General features: G+C 73.1%; 10 protein-coding genes. 4 read left to right on the forward strand and 6 right to left on the reverse strand.

Features of this window, described 5'->3' with window-relative positions; all coding sequences use genetic code 11:
- The first annotated feature begins 42 nt into the window (after positions 1 to 42).
- Both FRAEUI1C_RS37245 and FRAEUI1C_RS28240 read left to right on the forward strand, forming a co-directional pair.
- A complete protein-coding gene (locus FRAEUI1C_RS37245) occupies positions 43 to 2,097 on the forward strand; it encodes a radical SAM protein (RefSeq protein ID WP_013426783.1) in 2,055 nt (684 codons plus the stop codon).
- A complete protein-coding gene (locus FRAEUI1C_RS28240; protein WP_013426784.1) occupies positions 2,094 to 2,981 on the forward strand; it encodes a hypothetical protein in 888 nt (295 codons plus the stop codon). The genes FRAEUI1C_RS37245 and FRAEUI1C_RS28240 overlap by 4 nt, the downstream gene beginning before the upstream one ends.
- Positions 2,982 to 3,100: 119 nt before the next feature.
- On the opposite strand, the gene FRAEUI1C_RS28245 is transcribed toward FRAEUI1C_RS28240, so the two are convergent.
- Both FRAEUI1C_RS28245 and FRAEUI1C_RS28250 read right to left on the reverse strand, forming a co-directional pair.
- Entirely contained in the window at positions 3,101 to 3,748 is a 648-nt protein-coding gene (locus FRAEUI1C_RS28245) for a response regulator (protein WP_013426785.1), read from the reverse strand.
- The gene (locus FRAEUI1C_RS28250; RefSeq protein ID WP_013426786.1) at positions 3,739 to 5,502 is read right to left on the reverse strand and encodes a sensor histidine kinase; all 1,764 of its coding nucleotides are present in this window, start codon (positions 5,500 to 5,502) and stop codon (positions 3,739 to 3,741) included. Before FRAEUI1C_RS28250 ends, FRAEUI1C_RS28245 begins: the two co-directional genes overlap by 10 nt.
- A 226-nt stretch (positions 5,503 to 5,728) precedes the next feature.
- On the opposite strand from FRAEUI1C_RS28250, the gene FRAEUI1C_RS28255 reads away from it, so the two are divergent.
- Together FRAEUI1C_RS28255 and FRAEUI1C_RS36730 are read left to right on the forward strand one after the other, a co-directional pair.
- Positions 5,729 to 7,024: a lipase family protein gene (locus FRAEUI1C_RS28255; protein ID WP_041261616.1), complete on the forward strand. Its 1,296-nt coding sequence runs from the start codon at positions 5,729 to 5,731 to the stop codon at positions 7,022 to 7,024.
- Between the two features lie 247 nt (positions 7,025 to 7,271).
- Complete coding sequence (locus tag FRAEUI1C_RS36730) at positions 7,272 to 11,399, forward strand: NB-ARC domain-containing protein (protein WP_049807012.1); 4,128 nt, start codon at positions 7,272 to 7,274, stop codon at positions 11,397 to 11,399.
- A 446-nt stretch (positions 11,400 to 11,845) separates the two neighbouring features.
- Here the strand turns inward: FRAEUI1C_RS36730 and FRAEUI1C_RS28270 are convergent, their stop codons facing one another.
- The 4 genes from FRAEUI1C_RS28270 to FRAEUI1C_RS28285 are packed head-to-tail and all read right to left on the reverse strand — an operon-like array spanning position 11,846 to position 15,900.
- Complete coding sequence (locus FRAEUI1C_RS28270) at positions 11,846 to 12,520, reverse strand: 3-oxoacid CoA-transferase subunit B (RefSeq protein WP_013426790.1); 675 nt, start codon at positions 12,518 to 12,520, stop codon at positions 11,846 to 11,848.
- The gene (locus tag FRAEUI1C_RS28275; protein WP_013426791.1) at positions 12,520 to 13,320 is read right to left on the reverse strand and encodes a CoA transferase subunit A; all 801 of its coding nucleotides are present in this window, start codon (positions 13,318 to 13,320) and stop codon (positions 12,520 to 12,522) included. Before FRAEUI1C_RS28275 ends, FRAEUI1C_RS28270 begins: the two co-directional genes overlap by 1 nt.
- A gap of 28 nt (positions 13,321 to 13,348) precedes the next feature.
- On the reverse strand, positions 13,349 to 15,001 hold the full coding sequence (locus FRAEUI1C_RS28280; protein ID WP_198318646.1) for an FAD-dependent monooxygenase: 1,653 nt from the start codon (positions 14,999 to 15,001) through the stop codon (positions 13,349 to 13,351).
- Positions 14,998 to 15,900, reverse strand: coding sequence for an alpha/beta hydrolase (locus FRAEUI1C_RS28285; protein WP_013426793.1), 903 nt, complete (start codon positions 15,898 to 15,900; stop codon positions 14,998 to 15,000). The genes FRAEUI1C_RS28280 and FRAEUI1C_RS28285 overlap by 4 nt, the downstream gene beginning before the upstream one ends.
- Positions 15,901 to 15,911: the final 11 nt, after the last annotated feature.

Raw genomic sequence — 15,911 nt, forward strand, 5'->3', positions numbered from 1 at the left:
TCCCCCGTCAGCCCGCCCGCTCGGAAGGCGGTCGAAGATCTCATGACCGTGGAACTGCGCCCGTTCGGGGTGCGGTGCAACCTCGCCTGTACCTACTGCTATCAGGACCCGCAGCGGGCCGGAGGACCACCAGGGCGGGCGGCCGCCTACTCGCTGGACGCGATGAAGGACGCGGCGGCGCGGCGGACCGGGCAGGTGACGCTGTTCGGCGGCGAGCCGCTGCTGCTCGGGCTCGACGACCTGGAGGACCTGCTGCGCTGGGGCGCGGCGCGGCCCGGTGGCGTCGGCATCCAGACCAACGGAACGCTGATCACGGACGCCCACGTCGCCCTGTTCCGGGCCTACGACGTGTCGGTCGGCATCTCCGTCGACGGGCCCGACGAGCTCAACGACCTGCGCTGGCACGGGTCGCTCGCGCGCACCCGGGCCGCCACCGCCGCGACGCATCGCGCGATCGCCAAGCTGGCCCACGCCTATCGGCCCCCCGGCCTGATCGTCACGCTGCACCGGCGCAACGCGGCCCCGGACGTGCTGGGCCGGCTGCTCGCCTGGGCGGGGGAGATCGACGCCCTGGGGGTGCGCTCGATGCGGCTGCACCTGCTCGAGGTGGACGGGCCGGCCGCCGCCGCGGCGGCGTTGACCGAGGCGGAGAACATCGCCGCGCTGACGGCGTTCGACGAGCTCCAGGCGCGGCTCACGACGCTGCGCTTCGACGTGCCGGACGAGACGCGGGCGGCCCTGCGCGGCCAGGACGGCGCCGGATCGTGCGTGTGGGGCGGCTGCGACCCCTACACGACGCCCGCGGTGCAGGGCATCGAAGGCGACGGCCGGGCCAGCAACTGCGGGCGGACGAACAAGGACGGCGTCGACTTCGGCAAGGCCGACCGCGGCGGCTTCGACCGTTCCCTCGCCCTCTACGTGACGCCACGGGAGGACGGGGGCTGCGCCGGCTGCAGGTTCTTCCTGGCCTGCCGTGGTCAGTGCCCCGGGACCGGTATCGACGGTGACTGGCGCAACCGGTCCGAGCACTGTGGTGTGTGGCTCGCGATGTTCGCCCGGGCGGAACGGTCGGTCGCGGCTGAGGGCCGGGTGCCGGTGTCCCTCGACCCGCGCCGGCCCAGCCTCGAACGCCGGCTGACCGAACACTGGCGACTGGGCCGCGACGCGACGATCGCCGGCCTTCTGCGCGAGGAGGAGGCGGCCGCCCGCGCGACGGTCTCGGTCGCGCCTACTCGTCCCGAAGGCGCGGTGGACGCGCCAGTGCGTGCCGTCGTGCCGGAGCCCCGGATCTCCTTCGCCGGGACCGGGGCCGCCGGGCGAGGGCGCGCGCTGCTCGCCGCCGCGCGCCGGGCCGCCTGGATGTCGGCGCTCGCGGTGGTCGCCGCCGGGCACGAGGACGCCGCGCTGGTGTCGCCGGGTGCCGCGCACGCGCTGGACGTCCGATCCGCCGCGGCGACCCTCGGCCTGCACGCCCGGGTGGTGGATCGTCCGGCCGGCGGTGCGCCGCCGGACCAGGCCGGGCCACTCCTGATCGTCGGTGGCCAGGCCGAGATGACCCGCGTTCCCGAGTCCCCGGCGCCGGCCTGTTGCCAGGCGCCGCGTTCCGCTGGCGTGGGCGCGGCTGGTACGCCGCCGCTGCCGCCGCCCTGGCTGACTTACGGCGCCGCGGTCGACGGGCCGACCCAGGTCGACGTGCCGGCGGACGCGATCAACCTGCTGTGGTGGCGCCTGGGGATCGTGCCCGTCGGCCATCCGCCGTGCTCGCCAGCCTGCGCCGAGAGTCTGGCCCTGGCGGCGAACCGGCGCGCCGCGGCCGTCCAGGCCGGGATCGACGGCCTCGCCGCGCTCGACGAGGTGCTCGCCTGGCCGGCCGAATGGTCGGCCCTGCACGGCGTCGCCGAGTTGCGGGCGCCGCTGCTGCGGCTCACCTACCCGGTCGCCTATACGCCCCGGCGGCTGACCGTTCGGTTCGACGGCCCGGCCCGGCCGGCGGACCGCGCGGTCGGCCTGAACTTTCCGTATCGCCTGTCGCCCACCGCCGCTCCGCGTCGGGCGGCACCGTCTCCTGACTCGATCGCCGCCGGAGGGACACCGTGAGATTCTCGATCTTCCACCAGAACATGAAATCGTACGGCGGCCTGAAGGTGAACCTGAACGCCAACATGAAGAAAGCGTTCTGGAAGATCAATCTGGGATACATGACTCATCCCGTGCTCGCCGTCGGCTTCACCGAGGTGCGTAACAACAGCTCGGCGCCGAAGAGCCTGGCGAAGATCGCGAAGAAGCTCGACCACCGCCTCGTCAACGTCAAGACGGTGGCGGTGGGGCAGACCGCTCTCCTGTGCAAGGAGTACATCACCATGGTGGCGCTGGGCTCTCCCACCGCGGCGACCCGATTCGAGGTCCAGCATTACGGGAAGGTGACCCTGCTCAACACCTTGGCGCCGATCTGCGTGCCCGTCGGCACGGGCGTCGGCGAGCTGGGCGAGGACGACCTGCCCCCCAACTACCTGGTCGACTTTCGTGGTCTCGGCTACCTGCATGGGCATATCAGGACCACGGCCGCCGACTGGGCGGACAAGGAAATGGTCATCGGGTTCGCGCACAACATGTACAACACGGGCCTGCCGAGCACCATGATGGGGAAGCTTCCGGCCATGGTGCAGTCGATCTACACGAAGCACGGTATTCCTGGGACGGCGGCGGCGGTCGTCGGCGGTGACTTCAACGTCCCTCCCTACAACCGCGGCTGGCTGACCTCCGCCGCGGAGGTGGACGAGGACACCGGCTACTACATCGACACGACGGCGTCCCATGTCTATGACTACTGGTTCAACCATGCGGGCGTCGGCAGCTTCACGGCCGACCTCGACCACGATCTCGACGACGACGACGCCGTTGTCTGGCCACAGACCTTCGGCGCGAAGCGCTCCGACCACAAAGGCGTCTCCCTGGAACTGGACACCAAGCTCTGGCTGTGACAGGCCTGAGCACCAGTGAGCTCGACGGCCGCTTGCTCCGCGACGTTTTGTCGTCGTCGGCTACCACCTCCAGCCGGAGTCCCGGCCCGCCATGGTTCGCCCCGTCGCGACCAGGCCGGTCAGCGGCGTTCGAGGTAGGTCAGGACGGCCAGGACGCGGCGGTTGTCGGTGGCGCCCGAGGGCAGGTCGAGCTTGCGGAAGACGCTGCCGACGTGGGTGCCGACGGTGTTGACCGACACGAACAGCCGCTCGGCGATCCCCCGGTCGGACAGCCCCTGCGCCATCAGCCCCAGGACGGCGCGCTCACTGGCGCTCAGCCGCGCGAGCGGGTCGTCCCGCCGGCGGGCGGCGAGCAGTTCGGCGACGACGTCCGAGTCGACGACGGTGCCACCGGCGGCGAGGATCCCCAACGTCTCACTGAGCTGGCGCGGCGCCAGGATCCGGTCCTTCAGGAGGTAGCCGGTCGCGCGGGCGCCGCCGGCCAGCAGCCGGGTCGCGTACTCCGGCACCGCGTGCTGGGAAAGCAGCAGCACACCGAGGTCCGGCGCCGCGGCCCGCAGCGACAACGCGGCCCGCAGCCCCTCGTCGGTGAACGTCGGCGGCATCCGGATGTCGAGGACCACCGCGTCGGGCTGACCGTGCGCGACAGCCGCCGGGATCGCCCGTGCGTCCTCGACCAGCTCGACGACCTCATGACCCTCGACGTCGAGCAGGCGGCGCAGCCCCTCGCGCACGATGACCGAGTCGTCGGCGATGATCACGCGCACGGCAGCTCCGCCCGCAGCTGGGTACCGCTGCCCCGCGGGGACGTGATCGTCAGACCGCCCCCAGCGGCGGCGACCCGGTCGGCGAGGCCGCGCAGGCCGGTCCCGGCCGAGGCCGAGGCGCCGCCGGGACCGTCGTCGGCGACCTCGACGACCAGCCGGCCGTCGGCGCGGACCGCGGCGACGGCCACCTGCGCGCCAGCCGCGTGCCGCGAGACGTTCTGCAGGGCCTCGGCCACCACGTAGTAGGCGGTCGCCTCGAGAACCGGGTCGAGGCGGCCGTCGACGCGCACGTCGAGGGTCACCGGCGCCGCGCAGCGGCGGGCGAGGGCCGCGAGTGCCGGCGCGAGGCCCTGCTCGTCGAGCACGGCCGGCCGGATGCCGTGCGCGACGTCGCGCAGTTCGTGGATCGCGCCGCGCACCTGCTCGTCGAGCTCCTCGACGAGGGCCCGCGCCGGGCCGTCGCCGAGCTGGCCGCGCAGGACGGCCACGGTCAGGCCGAGGCCGAGGAGGCGTTGCTGCGCACCGTCATGCAGGTCGCGTTCGAGGCGGCGCCGCTCGTCGTCGGCAGCGGCGGCGAGCCGTTGCCGGGAGGCGCGGACCTCGGCGAGCTGGTGGCGGACCTCGGCGTGCAGGCGCGCGTTGTCGAGGGCGAGCCGGGCGGCGCCCGCGGCGGCGTCGAGCAGTTCCTGGCGGTCGGTGAGGGTCGGGTCGTGGACGAGCAGCGCGAACGGCGGCTCGCCGAGCGCGGTGACGGCCTGTGCGCCGTCCGCGGGCAGCTCGTAGAACGCTCCCGCGGTGTCGACGACGGCTCCGTCCGCGGGGAAGACGACCCGCAGGGATGGGTCACGCAGCGCGTCGCGGAGCTCGGCTTCGACGGTCGCCGCGGAGACGTGGGCGAGCCGGCCGACCAGGCTGCCGACGGAGGCGAAGGCGAGCCGATCGGTGACCAGGCCGACGAAGAACGGGATCACCAGCGCGGCCGCCGCGACCCAGCTGTAGGCGTAGTACAGGACGTTGTCGACGGCGGACCCCCGCGCGACATCCTCGGCGATCTCGAAGCCGACGAAGCAGGCGATGGTGGCGGCGAACCCGGCGAAGGTGCCGACCAGGGTCCGGCGCAGCCGCGGCGCAGCCCGTGCCGCCCGGCGGACGAGCAGCGCCACCACGACGACCGCGATGACCAGCCAGGCGGCCAGGTTCGCGTTCTCCAGGTCGAGATAGAGCCTGCGGCTGGAAAACAGCTGTATCGGGCTGTCGTAACACCAGAAGGTGCAGGTCGCGTGGTCGACGGTACGGGTGACCAGCAGGACGGGCCCGGCGACGGCGGCGAGGCAGAAAGCCGCGACGACAGCCGCGCGGTCGGCGCCCGGGGAAAGCCGGCCAGACGGGTAGGAGAGCAGCAACTGCGCGGCGATCGCGATCGGCACCAGATACAGGCCCGCGCCGACGACCGTGAAGACGCTGTAGCCGGGAAAGGTAACCGGTGGCCGGACGTCATGAGGCGTCTTGATGAGGGCGAAGTAGCTGAGCGCCACCAGCCAGACACCTGTCCGGCTGCCCGGTCGGATCCGCCACAGCACGAGACCGGCGACCGCGAACCAGAGGCCGGTGCCGATCCCGGACGCGGCTACGCCGGGACCCATCGTTCCGTAGCCGAACCCCAGCCACACGTCTCCGGCCACCACCGCCGCGAGGACGACGCTGTGGGCGGCGAGAACCGCGGCCGACGGCGCCTGCCGCGCGCGCCCCACCACGACACTGACGATAGCAGGATGATCACAATGGCGGACTTCTCGGGCGCATCCGCCCTCCTGGCCCGAGGGGCCGCCAGCCGCCGCATCTCATGGTTTTCCGCGAGGCGAACCACGGGAACTCCCGACGCGCCCGATGCCCGGTTCCGCCGACACTTTCCGCGCCGCCCGAAAAAGGGGGTGGCCGGCGCCGCCCGTCGCGGCGGTGACGGCGGAGGAACAGATGGCGATGGCGCGACGTGTGGCACCCCGGGCCCGGGCGCGGGGGGCCCGGGCCCGGGGAGTCCGGGTCAGGTGGGCGGGCCTCGCTGCCGGCCTGGCGCTCGCCGCCGCGGCGTGCGGTGGCGTTGGGCAGGCGGCCGGCGCCGGGACCCCGCCGCCGTCGAGCCCCGCGGCCGTGGCGTACCGCGGGCCGGCCGCGGCTCCGGCCGGGGACGCGTTCTACGTCCCGCCGCGGCCGCTGCCCGCCGGCCGGCCCGGCGACATCCTGTGGTCACGCCAGGTCCCGGCCACCGGGATGCTGGCCGGCCTGGGCGTCGAGGTCGACCAGGTGCTGTACCTGTCGACCGACGCGCAGGGCCGGCCGGACGCCGTGTCGGGCACCGTCATCCTGCCACCGGCGAAGGCGCGGGCGGCCGCCCCGCTGGTCGGGTTCGCCACCGGGACCGAAGGACTGGGCGACAGCTGCGCGCCATCCAAGACGATCGCGGCAGGCACCTACGACTGGAGCGACCACCTCGTCGCGTCGGTCAACCACGGCTGGGCGGTGGCCGTCAGCGACTACGAGGGCCTCGGCACGCCAGGGGACCACACGTACAGCGTCGGCCGGTCCGAGGGCCACGCCGTGCTCGACGTCGTCCGCGCCGCGCAGCGCCTCCCCGGCTCGGGCCTACGGACCGACGCGAAGGTCGCCTTCTGGGGGTACTCCCAGGGCGGGGGCGCGGCCACGTGGGCGGGTCAGCTGGCGCCGGCCTACGCGCCCGAGCTGCACACCGTCGGCGTCGCGGCCGGCGGGGTGCCGGCGGACCTGACCAAGGTGAGCGAGGCGGTCGACGGCATGCCCTGGTCCGGAGTGCAGCTCATGTCGGCGATCGGATTCGCCGCCGCCTACCCGGAGTTGCACGTCGACGACGCCGTCCAGCCCGCGTTCCGCGCCGCTGTCCAGGGTCTGCGCACCGAGTGCATCAAGGAGGCCCTGCCCGCGTTCGCCGGCAAGCACGTGCGCGACATCCTGACCGCGGACCTGCTCCACCAACCGGCCTGGCAGGCCCGCCTGACGCAGAACTCCCTCGGCGCGACGCCGCCCGCCGTTCCGATCCTGCTCTACCACGGCACGACCGACACCGTCGTCGCGTTCGGCCAGGCCGAGGACCTGGCCCGCCGGTACTGCGCCGCGGGCGCGAACGTGACGTGGCGGCCCTACCCCGGCGAGGATCACGGCCAGGCCTGGAACCACATCGACGCGGTGACCGCCTACCTCGCCGACCGCTTCGCCGGCAAGCCCGTCGCTCCCTCGTGCCCTTGACACACGGGCAGGCGATCAGCGACCGCTCCCAGACAGGCCCCTGGTAGGCGGTTGACCGGTCGACCGTCATTTGTTCGGTCGGGGGGACTGCTTCAAGATTCCGACACAGGAAAACAGGCGCCCCGTCTCGCCCGCCGCTGACCCGCAAGCCCTGTCGGCTGTGGGGACGTCACACCCGGTGAGACGATATTGACCGGCGTACCGGTACTCGGGAGTCGGTGGCGGTTCGGTGCGGGGGTGGCGGCCGGTGACGGAGGGCCTTTCGGACGACGAGGTCCGGGAGCTCGGACGACGGTTTCCGGATGTCGTCACGGCGCGCCGAGTGCTGACACTCGCGGGGTGGTCGCTGGATCAGGTGCCGTCATGGCAGGTGGACACGTCGGGGCAGTTCTGGCATGAGGTGTCCATCCGGCTGGCCCACGGCGTCGTGGCCGATGGGCGGCGCCGTCTGTTTGAGGCCGCGTCGTGGCTGCCGTCGGAGGACCCCGGGTTCCGGGCCGGCGGGGCGGTGGTCGGCGGGCAGGCCCGGTTGGTGCCGTCGCCGGATCTGCTGCCGGTCCTGCCGGCGCGGTTCGTGGCCCGGGACGCCGACGCGGCAGCGGTGCGGACTCTGCTGAGCGCCGGCGGTGCCGGCCAGGTGGTGGGTGTGGTCGGAATGGGCGGCGCGGGCAAGTCGACGCTGACCGCCGCACTTGTGCGGGACCCGGCGGTGGCCGCGGCGTTCCCCGACGGGGTGGTGTGGGTCGGAGTCGGCCAGCGGCCGGAGGTTGCTGACACCCTCGCGGCTGCGCTGGCCGCCTTCGGCGACCGGGCGCCGGTGGTGGACGTGACGGACGGAACGCGACGGCTGCGTCGTCTGCTGGCCGGCGCGCGGGCGCTGGTCGTGCTGGACGACGTGTGGGACATCGAGGTGCTCCAGGCGTTCGCGGTGCCGGCGGGCGTGCGGCTGCTCGTGACGACCCGGTCGCGGGACGTCCTGTTCGGGGACGCGGCCGTACACGAGCTGACGATGGCCGACGAGAAGACGTCACGACAGGTGCTGGCGGCCTATGCCGGCGCCACGGTGGCTGACCTGCCAGCCGTGGCGGACGAGGTCGTCCAGCGGTGTGGTGGCCTGGTTCTGGCGTTGGCTCTGATCGGGGCGATGGTCGGCGCGAGTCGGCTCGGCGCGGGCCGCGCCTGGGAGAACACGGCCGAACGGCTGCGCCGCGCGGACCTGACCGAGATCAGGAGCCGGTTCCCGGGTTATCCGCATCCGAACCTGCTCGCCGCACTGGACGTCTCCGTGACCGCGCTGGCCGACGCGCACGCGGCGCGGTTCCGCGAGCTGGCCGTGTTCGAAGGCCGCGGCGCCGTCCCAGCCGCCGTGGTGGTCGGTCTGTGGCAGGCCACAGCTGGCCTCGACGACCTGGAAGCCGAGGACCACCTCGACCTGCTCGCCCGCCACTCGCTGGTCCGTATCGACCCGGCCTCCGGCACGGTCGGTCTGCACGACCTGCTGTTCGACTACACCCGCGGCGGGCTCACCGCCGGCCAGCTCCGCGACCTGCACGGCGCGACGGCGGGCTGGCTGCTCGACCGCTGGGGCGGGCTGGACGAAAGCCTGCCCGGCCTGCGCGACGTCGCCACGTTCGACGACGCGGACCGGTACGGCCTCTCAGCGCTCGTCGCGCACCTGCTCGCCGCCGACAGCGTCGACAACGTCGACCGCCTCCTCGCCGCCGAACGCCCGGCGCCGAGCGGGCGGGCAGAGAGCGTCTGGTACACCGCCCACGAGGACCAGGGCAGTACCACGACCTATCTGGCCTCGGTCCGCGCGGCCTGGCGCGATGCGCAGACGCGATCTCCCTCCGACGACCCACGGGCGTTCACTCGCCAAGCCTGTTGCGCGCTGTTGGTCGGCTCGATCACCAGCCTGGCCGCGAACGTCCCGCCAGCGCTGCTCCTGCGCCTGACCGAAGCCAGACTCTGGCCGCCCGCCCGCGCGCTCGCCTATGCCCAGGCCATCCCGAGCCCCCAGGCACGGGCGGAGGCGTTGACCGGGCTCGCGCCGCATCTGCCCGCCGACGAGCGAGGCCCGGTTCTCGCCCAAGCGCTCCAGGCCGCCCTGACCATCGACCTCCGGTATGCCCGGGCACAGGCGCTGACCGCGCTGGGGCCACATCTGACCGTCGACCTGCTCGCCCAGGCGCTCGCGGCCGCCATCGCCCTTGACGATCCGGCGGACCGGGCCTGGGCGCTGATCGCGTTGGCGCCACACCTGACCGCCGACGAGCGAGGCCCGATCCTCGACCGGGCACTCGCCGCCGCCTGCTCCATTGACCTGCCCTACGTCGCGTCATGGGTGTTGGCCGCGCTGGCCCCGCAGCTGCCCGCGGGTCTGCTCGCTGAGGCCCTGGCCGCGGCCAACGCCCTCGAGAATCCGGCCGCCCGGGCCGAAGCACTGAGCGGGGTCGCCCCGTATCTGCCTGCCGACCTGCTCGACAAGGCGCTCGCCGCGGCCAACGCCCTCGACGATCCGGCCGCCCGGGCCGAAGCGCTGAGCGGGGTCGCCCCGTATCTGCCCGAAGGCCAGCGCGGTCCGGTCCTCGATCGGGCCCTGGCCACTGCCACCGCCCTCGAGCAGCTGCACGACCGGGCGCGCATCCTGACGGGTTTGGCACCGCAGCTGCCCGCGGAGCGGCGTGTGCCGGTCCTCGCCCAAGCCCTCGACGCCGCCGCCGCCAGTGCGATCGGCCTGCCGGCCGTGTTGACCGGGCTCGCGCCGCATCTTCCAGCCGAACTGCTGGCCCAGGCAGTGGCCACCGCCATCACGGTCAAGTCTCCGGTCGAGCGGGTGGAAGCAGTGACGGCGTTGGCATCCGGCCTGCCGGCCGACCAGCGCGGAACGGTCCTCAGCCAGGCCCAGGCCAGCGCCAGCGCTCTCGACCGCCCGGGCGACCGGGCGCGGGAGTTGGCCTTGCTGGCGCCGTGGCTGCCGGTCGAGCAACGTAGGTCGGTCCTCGCCGAAGCGCTCGCCGCCGTCACCACTCTCGACCGTCCGGATACCCGGCTGTGGGTTCTGACCGCCCTGACGCCGCAGTTGCCCGTCGACCTGCTCAGCCGCGCGCTCACCGCCGCCACCACCATCGACAGCCGCGAGGCACGGGTGTCGGCGTTGACCGCGCTGGCGCCCTTCCTGTCCGCCGAGCACCATGGGCACCTTGCCGAGGCGCTGGTCGCCATCACCGCCTTCGACACGCCGGGCGGCCAGGAACAGGCGCTGACCGCGCTGGTGCCCCACCTTCCCGTCAACCTGCTCCCCCAGGCATTGGCAGCCGCCACCGCCATCGGCACCGCGCATTCCCAGGCACGAGCGCTGACGGCACTGGCACCGCGGCTGCCCGCCGACCTGCTCGGCCAGGCACTCGACAACGTCAGAGCCAATAGATCGCCGAACATCCGAGCGGACGCACTGACCGGTCTCGCGCCGTGGCTACGCGCCTCCCAACGCGGCCCGGTCCTCGCCGAGGCGCTCGCCGACGCCGCCGCCATCCACAACCCTGGCTTTCGAACGCAGGCGTTGACCGCCCTGGCGCCGCACCTGCCCGCCGATCTTCTCGCCCGGGCGGTGAAGGACGCGCGCGCCCTCGATGCTCCGGACGATCGGGCGCGCGCGCTGACTGCGTTGGCTCCGCATCTGCCGCCCCGGCGGCGAGGTCGGGTCCTCGCCCAGGCTCTCGCCGCCGCCACCTCCCTCGACCGGCCCTACGGCCGCGCCTGGGCGCTGACCGCGCTGGCGCCACAACTGACGGCCGACCAGCGGGGCCCGGTCCTCGCCCAGGCGCTCGCCGCGACCACCGCCATCGACGAACCAGCCGACCTGGCCTGGGTCCTGATCGCGCTCGCACCGTCGCTGCCGGCCGAGCAACGCGGCCCAGCTCTCGCCCGGGCGCTGGCCGCCGCCACGCCCCTCGACCCGCCCTACAGTCGGGCACAGATGCTGACTGGGCTGGCGCCGCAGCTGCCCGTCGACCTGCTCCCCCAGGCGCTGGCCGCCGCCACCACCATCGATGATCCGCATGACCGGCTCAGCGCGTTGGCCGGGCTGGCGCCGCACCTGCCCCCCAACCTGCTGACCCAGGCATTGACCATCACGACCGCCAGCGGTGATCCGGACTACCGGGCGCACGCGCTGGCCGCGCTGGCCCCGCACCTGCCGACCGACCAACGTGGACCCGTCCTCGCCCTGGCTCTCGAGTCGGCGGCGATGTCCGGCAGAGCCACGGTCGTCGCGGTCAGCGCCGCGGCGCTGACCAACGCCGTAGCCCCGGCGAGCACGGCCGCCGGATCTGTGGTGTCCGCGTTTCTACGGGTCCAGCGCTGGTGGCCCTGATCGGCACGCACCGGGCCGTCAGGACGCCCAGCGGCCCGGTAGGAACATCGGCGCGGCCCGCCGTCCCCCATCCCGGCGAGGCGGACGGCGTGCTGGTCCAGTCGCATGGCGGGACTCCTGTAAGACGCAGGGACGGTGGCGGTGGCCAGGCGGGTAGGGGAATGCGCCGAGGAAGGTGCGCGGGGGGTCGTAGTCCCCCACGGCGGCGCAGTCGTCGTGGTAGTTCACCGTCAGGCGCAGGTCGCGGCGGCCGGTGCCGCAGACGATGCGGCTGACCCTTTCGCGGCCGTCCCAGAGCTGGGTGGCGGCCGCGGCGTCGGGGATGCGGCGCACCATCCAGCAGCGCCCCGTCGTGGCCGGGAACATCCGCTCTGTGCGGGCCGCGCCCCTGGTAGCGGGCGCTCCACCCGCTCCAGTGCGTGTTGGGTGCCAGCTCGTTGGCGCCGTCAGGACGGGTGGAGGTCGGGCGCGACCGCCAGCGAGGTCCCGGTCGCCCGGTGAACGGTGTCGAGTGTGACGCCGGGGGCGAGCTCCTGGAGGACGAGGCCGGCGTTGGCCGGCAGAACGTCGATCACGGCGAGGTCGGTAATGATGCGATCGACGACACCGCGGCCGGTGTAGGGCAGGGTGCACTCGTCCAGGATCTTCGGCGCGCCGGCCCGGGTGACGTGTTCCATCATCACGATCACCCGCCGGGCTCCGCTGACCAGGTCCATCGCGCCGCCCATGCCCTTGACCATTTTCCCGGGGATCATCCAGTTGGCCAGGTCGCCGGTCCGTGAGACCTCCATGGCCCCGAGTACCGCGACGTCGACCTTCCCGCCTCGGATCATCGCGAAGCTGGCCGCGGAGTCGAAGAACGAGGCGCCGGGCAGCACGGTCACGGTTTCCTTGCCCGCGTTGATCAGGTCCGGGTCGACCTCGTCACCGTACGGGGACGGGCCGACGCCGAGGATGCCGTTCTCCGAGTGGATCACGACCTGGACGCCGGCCGGCAGGTGGTTGGGCACCAGCGTCGGTAGCCCGATGCCGAGGTTGACGTACGTGCCGTCGGTAAGTTCGGCCGCGACCCGGGCGGCGAGCTCGTCGCGGGTGCGCCGGTGGCTCAGGTCGAGTGCCATCAGCGGGCCGCCAAAGGGACCGCGACGCCAGCCGGTCTCGCGGGCCGGGGCCGCACGGTCCGCTTCTCGACGTCCTTGCGGCCGACCTCCGCCGGTGTCAGTGCGACCACCCGGTGGACGTAGATCCCCGGCAGGTGGACCGCGTCCGGCGGGATCTCCCCCGGGGAAACCACCCGCTCGGCCTCCACGATGGTGATCAGCCCGGCCATCGCCGCGTTCGGGTTGAAGTTACGGGCCGAGGCATGGAAGACGACGTTGCCGAACGGGTCGGCGACCGCCGCCCGAACCAGCGCGAAGTCCGTCACGATGGCCTCCTCCAGGACCTGCTCGCGGCCGCCGACGACGCGGACCTCCTTGGCCGGTGAGGCGACCGCGACGCTGCCGTCGGGGTGGTAGCGCCACGGCAGGCCACCGTCGGCCACCTGCGTCCCGACCCCGGTCGGCGTGAAGAACGCGCCGATCCCGGCGCCGCCGGCCCGCAGCCGCTCGGCCAGTGTGCCCTGCGGGGTCAGCTCGACCTCCAGCTCGCCGCCCAGGTACTGCCGGGCGAACTCCTTGTTCTCACCCACATAGGAGGCGATCACCCGGCGGATCCGACGCTCGCCCAGCAGCAGCCCCAGCCCGGCTCCGTCCACCCCGCAGTTGTTCGAGACGACCCGCAGCCCCGTCGCGCCCTGAGCCAGCAACGCCTCGATCAGGACCGCCGGGATGCCGCTCAACCCGAACCCGCCGACGGCCAGGCTCGCGCCGTCCGATATGTCGGCCACCGCCTGGGCCGCGCTGGCCACGATCTTGTTCACTCACTCCTCCTCGTCGGAAACCGTCGATCTAGCGCGGCACGCTGGATGGGCCGAATCCGGCGAGCGCGTTCGTCCACACCTCGGTGGCCTGGCTGGGGGTGACGCGGTCCCCGAGCCACGCGACATGCTGATCAGGGCGGACGAGGACGAGTGAGGCGCCGAGGAACCGTTCGACGGGCACGCCGATCTCGGCCACCGAGGCCACGGGGACGCCGAGGGATTCGGCCATCGTGAGGAGGGGCTCGCCCAGTGCGGGGTCGCCGAGGAGTGTGAAGCCCGAGGCGAGCAGGTCAAACAGCGAGAGCCCTGGGTGGACCCACCGGTGTGGCAGCCGGTTGCCGGGCATCGCGCGCGGCACGAAATCCGTCCCGTCGGTCGTCTGCGATCCCAGCCCCGGCCCGTACCCATACCCGAGGACGAGACCCGAGCAGTAGAACTCGAGGCGCTTGGCGGCTCGGACCCGTTCGGCGAGGGCCCGAACGGCGGCTGGGTCGTCCTGCGCCGCCGCGGTCGCGAGGTCGGTGGGCAGCGCGGCCGTGTTCGCGGCGGCGATGGCGATCGTCTGCTCGGCGATCGGTCGGCGTTCCGCCTCATAACTGTCGAGCAACGCGACCGGTGCCCAGCCCCGCAGCACCGCGGCCAGCTTCCAGCCGAGGTTGACCGCGTCGCCGATTCCGGTGTTGTAACCATGGCCGCCCCACGGCGGGTTCTGGTGGGCGGCGTCACCGACCAGGAAGAGCCGTTCCGATCGGTAGCGGTCGACCAGCAGCGCGCGGGCCTGCCACGGGTCGGTTCCCAGCACCTCGACCGGGACGTCACGACCGATCAGATCGCGCACGAGGGCCGCCGGGTCGGCGCGGTCGTCGTCGGGGCGACCAGTGGCGATGGCCCACCAGGTGTCGGCCAGATCGAGTGGACCGACGACTCCCGGCGCGGCGGGGTTGAGCACCCAGTAGTGCAGCGCCGGGCCGCCGACCAGGTGGTCGGCAAGGCCCGGACTGCGAAAGACGACGCTGAGATTCGGGCGCCCGGAGTTCCCGCCCTGGTACGACGCGCCGATCACGGTGCGGACGAGGCTGCGCGCCCCGTCGGCGCCGACGACGTAGTCGGCTTCGAACGTGGTCGACGCCAAGCCGTCGGGGCCGCCGTCGGTGTCGCGGCCGTCGGTGTCGCGGGCGCCGTCCGGGCCGACGACTCCGGTGACCGAGTCGCGGTGTTCCGCGAGGGACAGCAGTCGTTGGCCGAGCACCAGGCGGCAGCCCGGCGTCTCGGCCAGGGCGTCGCGCAACGCCTGTTCGACCACCGGCTGACCGACCTGCTGCCCCGGCTCGGCGACAAGATGATGATCAGCCGGATCCAGGCCGAGTACGCCGCGCAGGCGCGCGATCTCCTGGCCCGTCGCGGTCGTACAGAAGGCGATGTCGCTGGACCACCCGACCGGGATGGGAGCGCGCTTGCGGATCTCGTCAGCGAACGACCACCGCCGGAACAGTTCCATCGTCCGGGCGGAGGTGGTCTTCGCCCGCGGCCGCGTCGCCGACACCGTCGTGCGTGGTTCGACGACCACGCAGTCGATGCCCTGGAACGTCAGCTCCATCGCGGTTGCCAGGCCCACCGGGCCGCCGCCCACGATGAGCACCTGGGTGCGGATCGGGGTCATCGAGATCGCCGAACCGCTCACTCGGCTTTGATGCAGCAGGCGAGTGCGAACGCCAGCTGTTCGAGCTGGAAGGAGGCCGAGGACCGGTGGAAGTCGATGCAGTGACCGGAGGACGGCACCAGTCTCGCGTTCACGGTGGGCGCCGCCCCGAAGGCGGCCGCGAAGCCGGCGACCTGCTGTTCGTCGGTGATCCACAGCTTGTCGAACTCGCCTTGGCGCGCGTGGACGGGGACGTTGACCTGCCCGGCGACCGAGCTGACCCGCTCGATCCAGCCGCCCGTGATGTCGAGCAGCTCGGCTCGGGGTACCGGCGCGTCCGCGATGTGGCTGGCCGCAGGCATGAGCTCCGGGTACGTCCAGTCCGGACCGAACATGACGACATCCTTCATCGGGCTGGGCAGCTCGACGAGGGGGATGTCGGGCAGCGCGTCCCAGGCGGCACGCGACTCCCCCGGCACCTGTAGCAGGCAGCCGGAGACCGCGATGCCCAGCAGCGGCCACGACGGTCGCCGGGCGGCCAGGGCCGTGACGACGGCACCTCCGATCGAGTGGCCGATCAGCACCACGCCGCAGGTGCCGTTCCCATACCTGTCCCACAGCTCGCCAACCAGGTGGTCGAGCACGTCGGCGTTCGCCAGGATGATCGACTCGCCCGGCTCGATCGCCGAGCTCCCTCGGTAGCCGGGCCGGTCGATCGCGATCACCGGCACGCCGACCGCGGCCGCGCGGTCGAGCAGCGAATAGCCGGGCACGTCGAAGTAGGTCGAGGTGTAGGTGCCTCCGTGCAGGGCGATGACCAGCGGGGTGTCCGGACGTAACGGCGTTTCCGTAAATCGTTGGCGGCCGGAGAAGGTCAGGCCCCTGGCCGGCCCGCTGCCGGTCACGGTGTGCCCGAATTCCTCGGTGCTGGAGCTGCTCATTGCGGTTTCCT

Source organism: Pseudofrankia inefficax (genome assembly GCF_000166135.1).
Classification (GTDB): Bacteria; Actinomycetota; Actinomycetes; order Frankiales; family Frankiaceae; genus Pseudofrankia; species Pseudofrankia inefficax.

Coding starts and splice junctions, on each gene's coding strand:
- FRAEUI1C_RS37245 (WP_013426783.1), top strand. CDS start 43: ATGACCGTGGAACTGCGCCCGTTCGGGGTGCGGTGCAACCTCGCCTGT.
- FRAEUI1C_RS28255 (WP_041261616.1), top strand. CDS start 5,729: ATGGCGCGACGTGTGGCACCCCGGGCCCGGGCGCGGGGGGCCCGGGCC.
- FRAEUI1C_RS28270 (WP_013426790.1), bottom strand. CDS start 12,520: ATGGCACTCGACCTGAGCCACCGGCGCACCCGCGACGAGCTCGCCGCC.
- FRAEUI1C_RS28285 (WP_013426793.1), bottom strand. CDS start 15,900: ATGAGCAGCTCCAGCACCGAGGAATTCGGGCACACCGTGACCGGCAGC.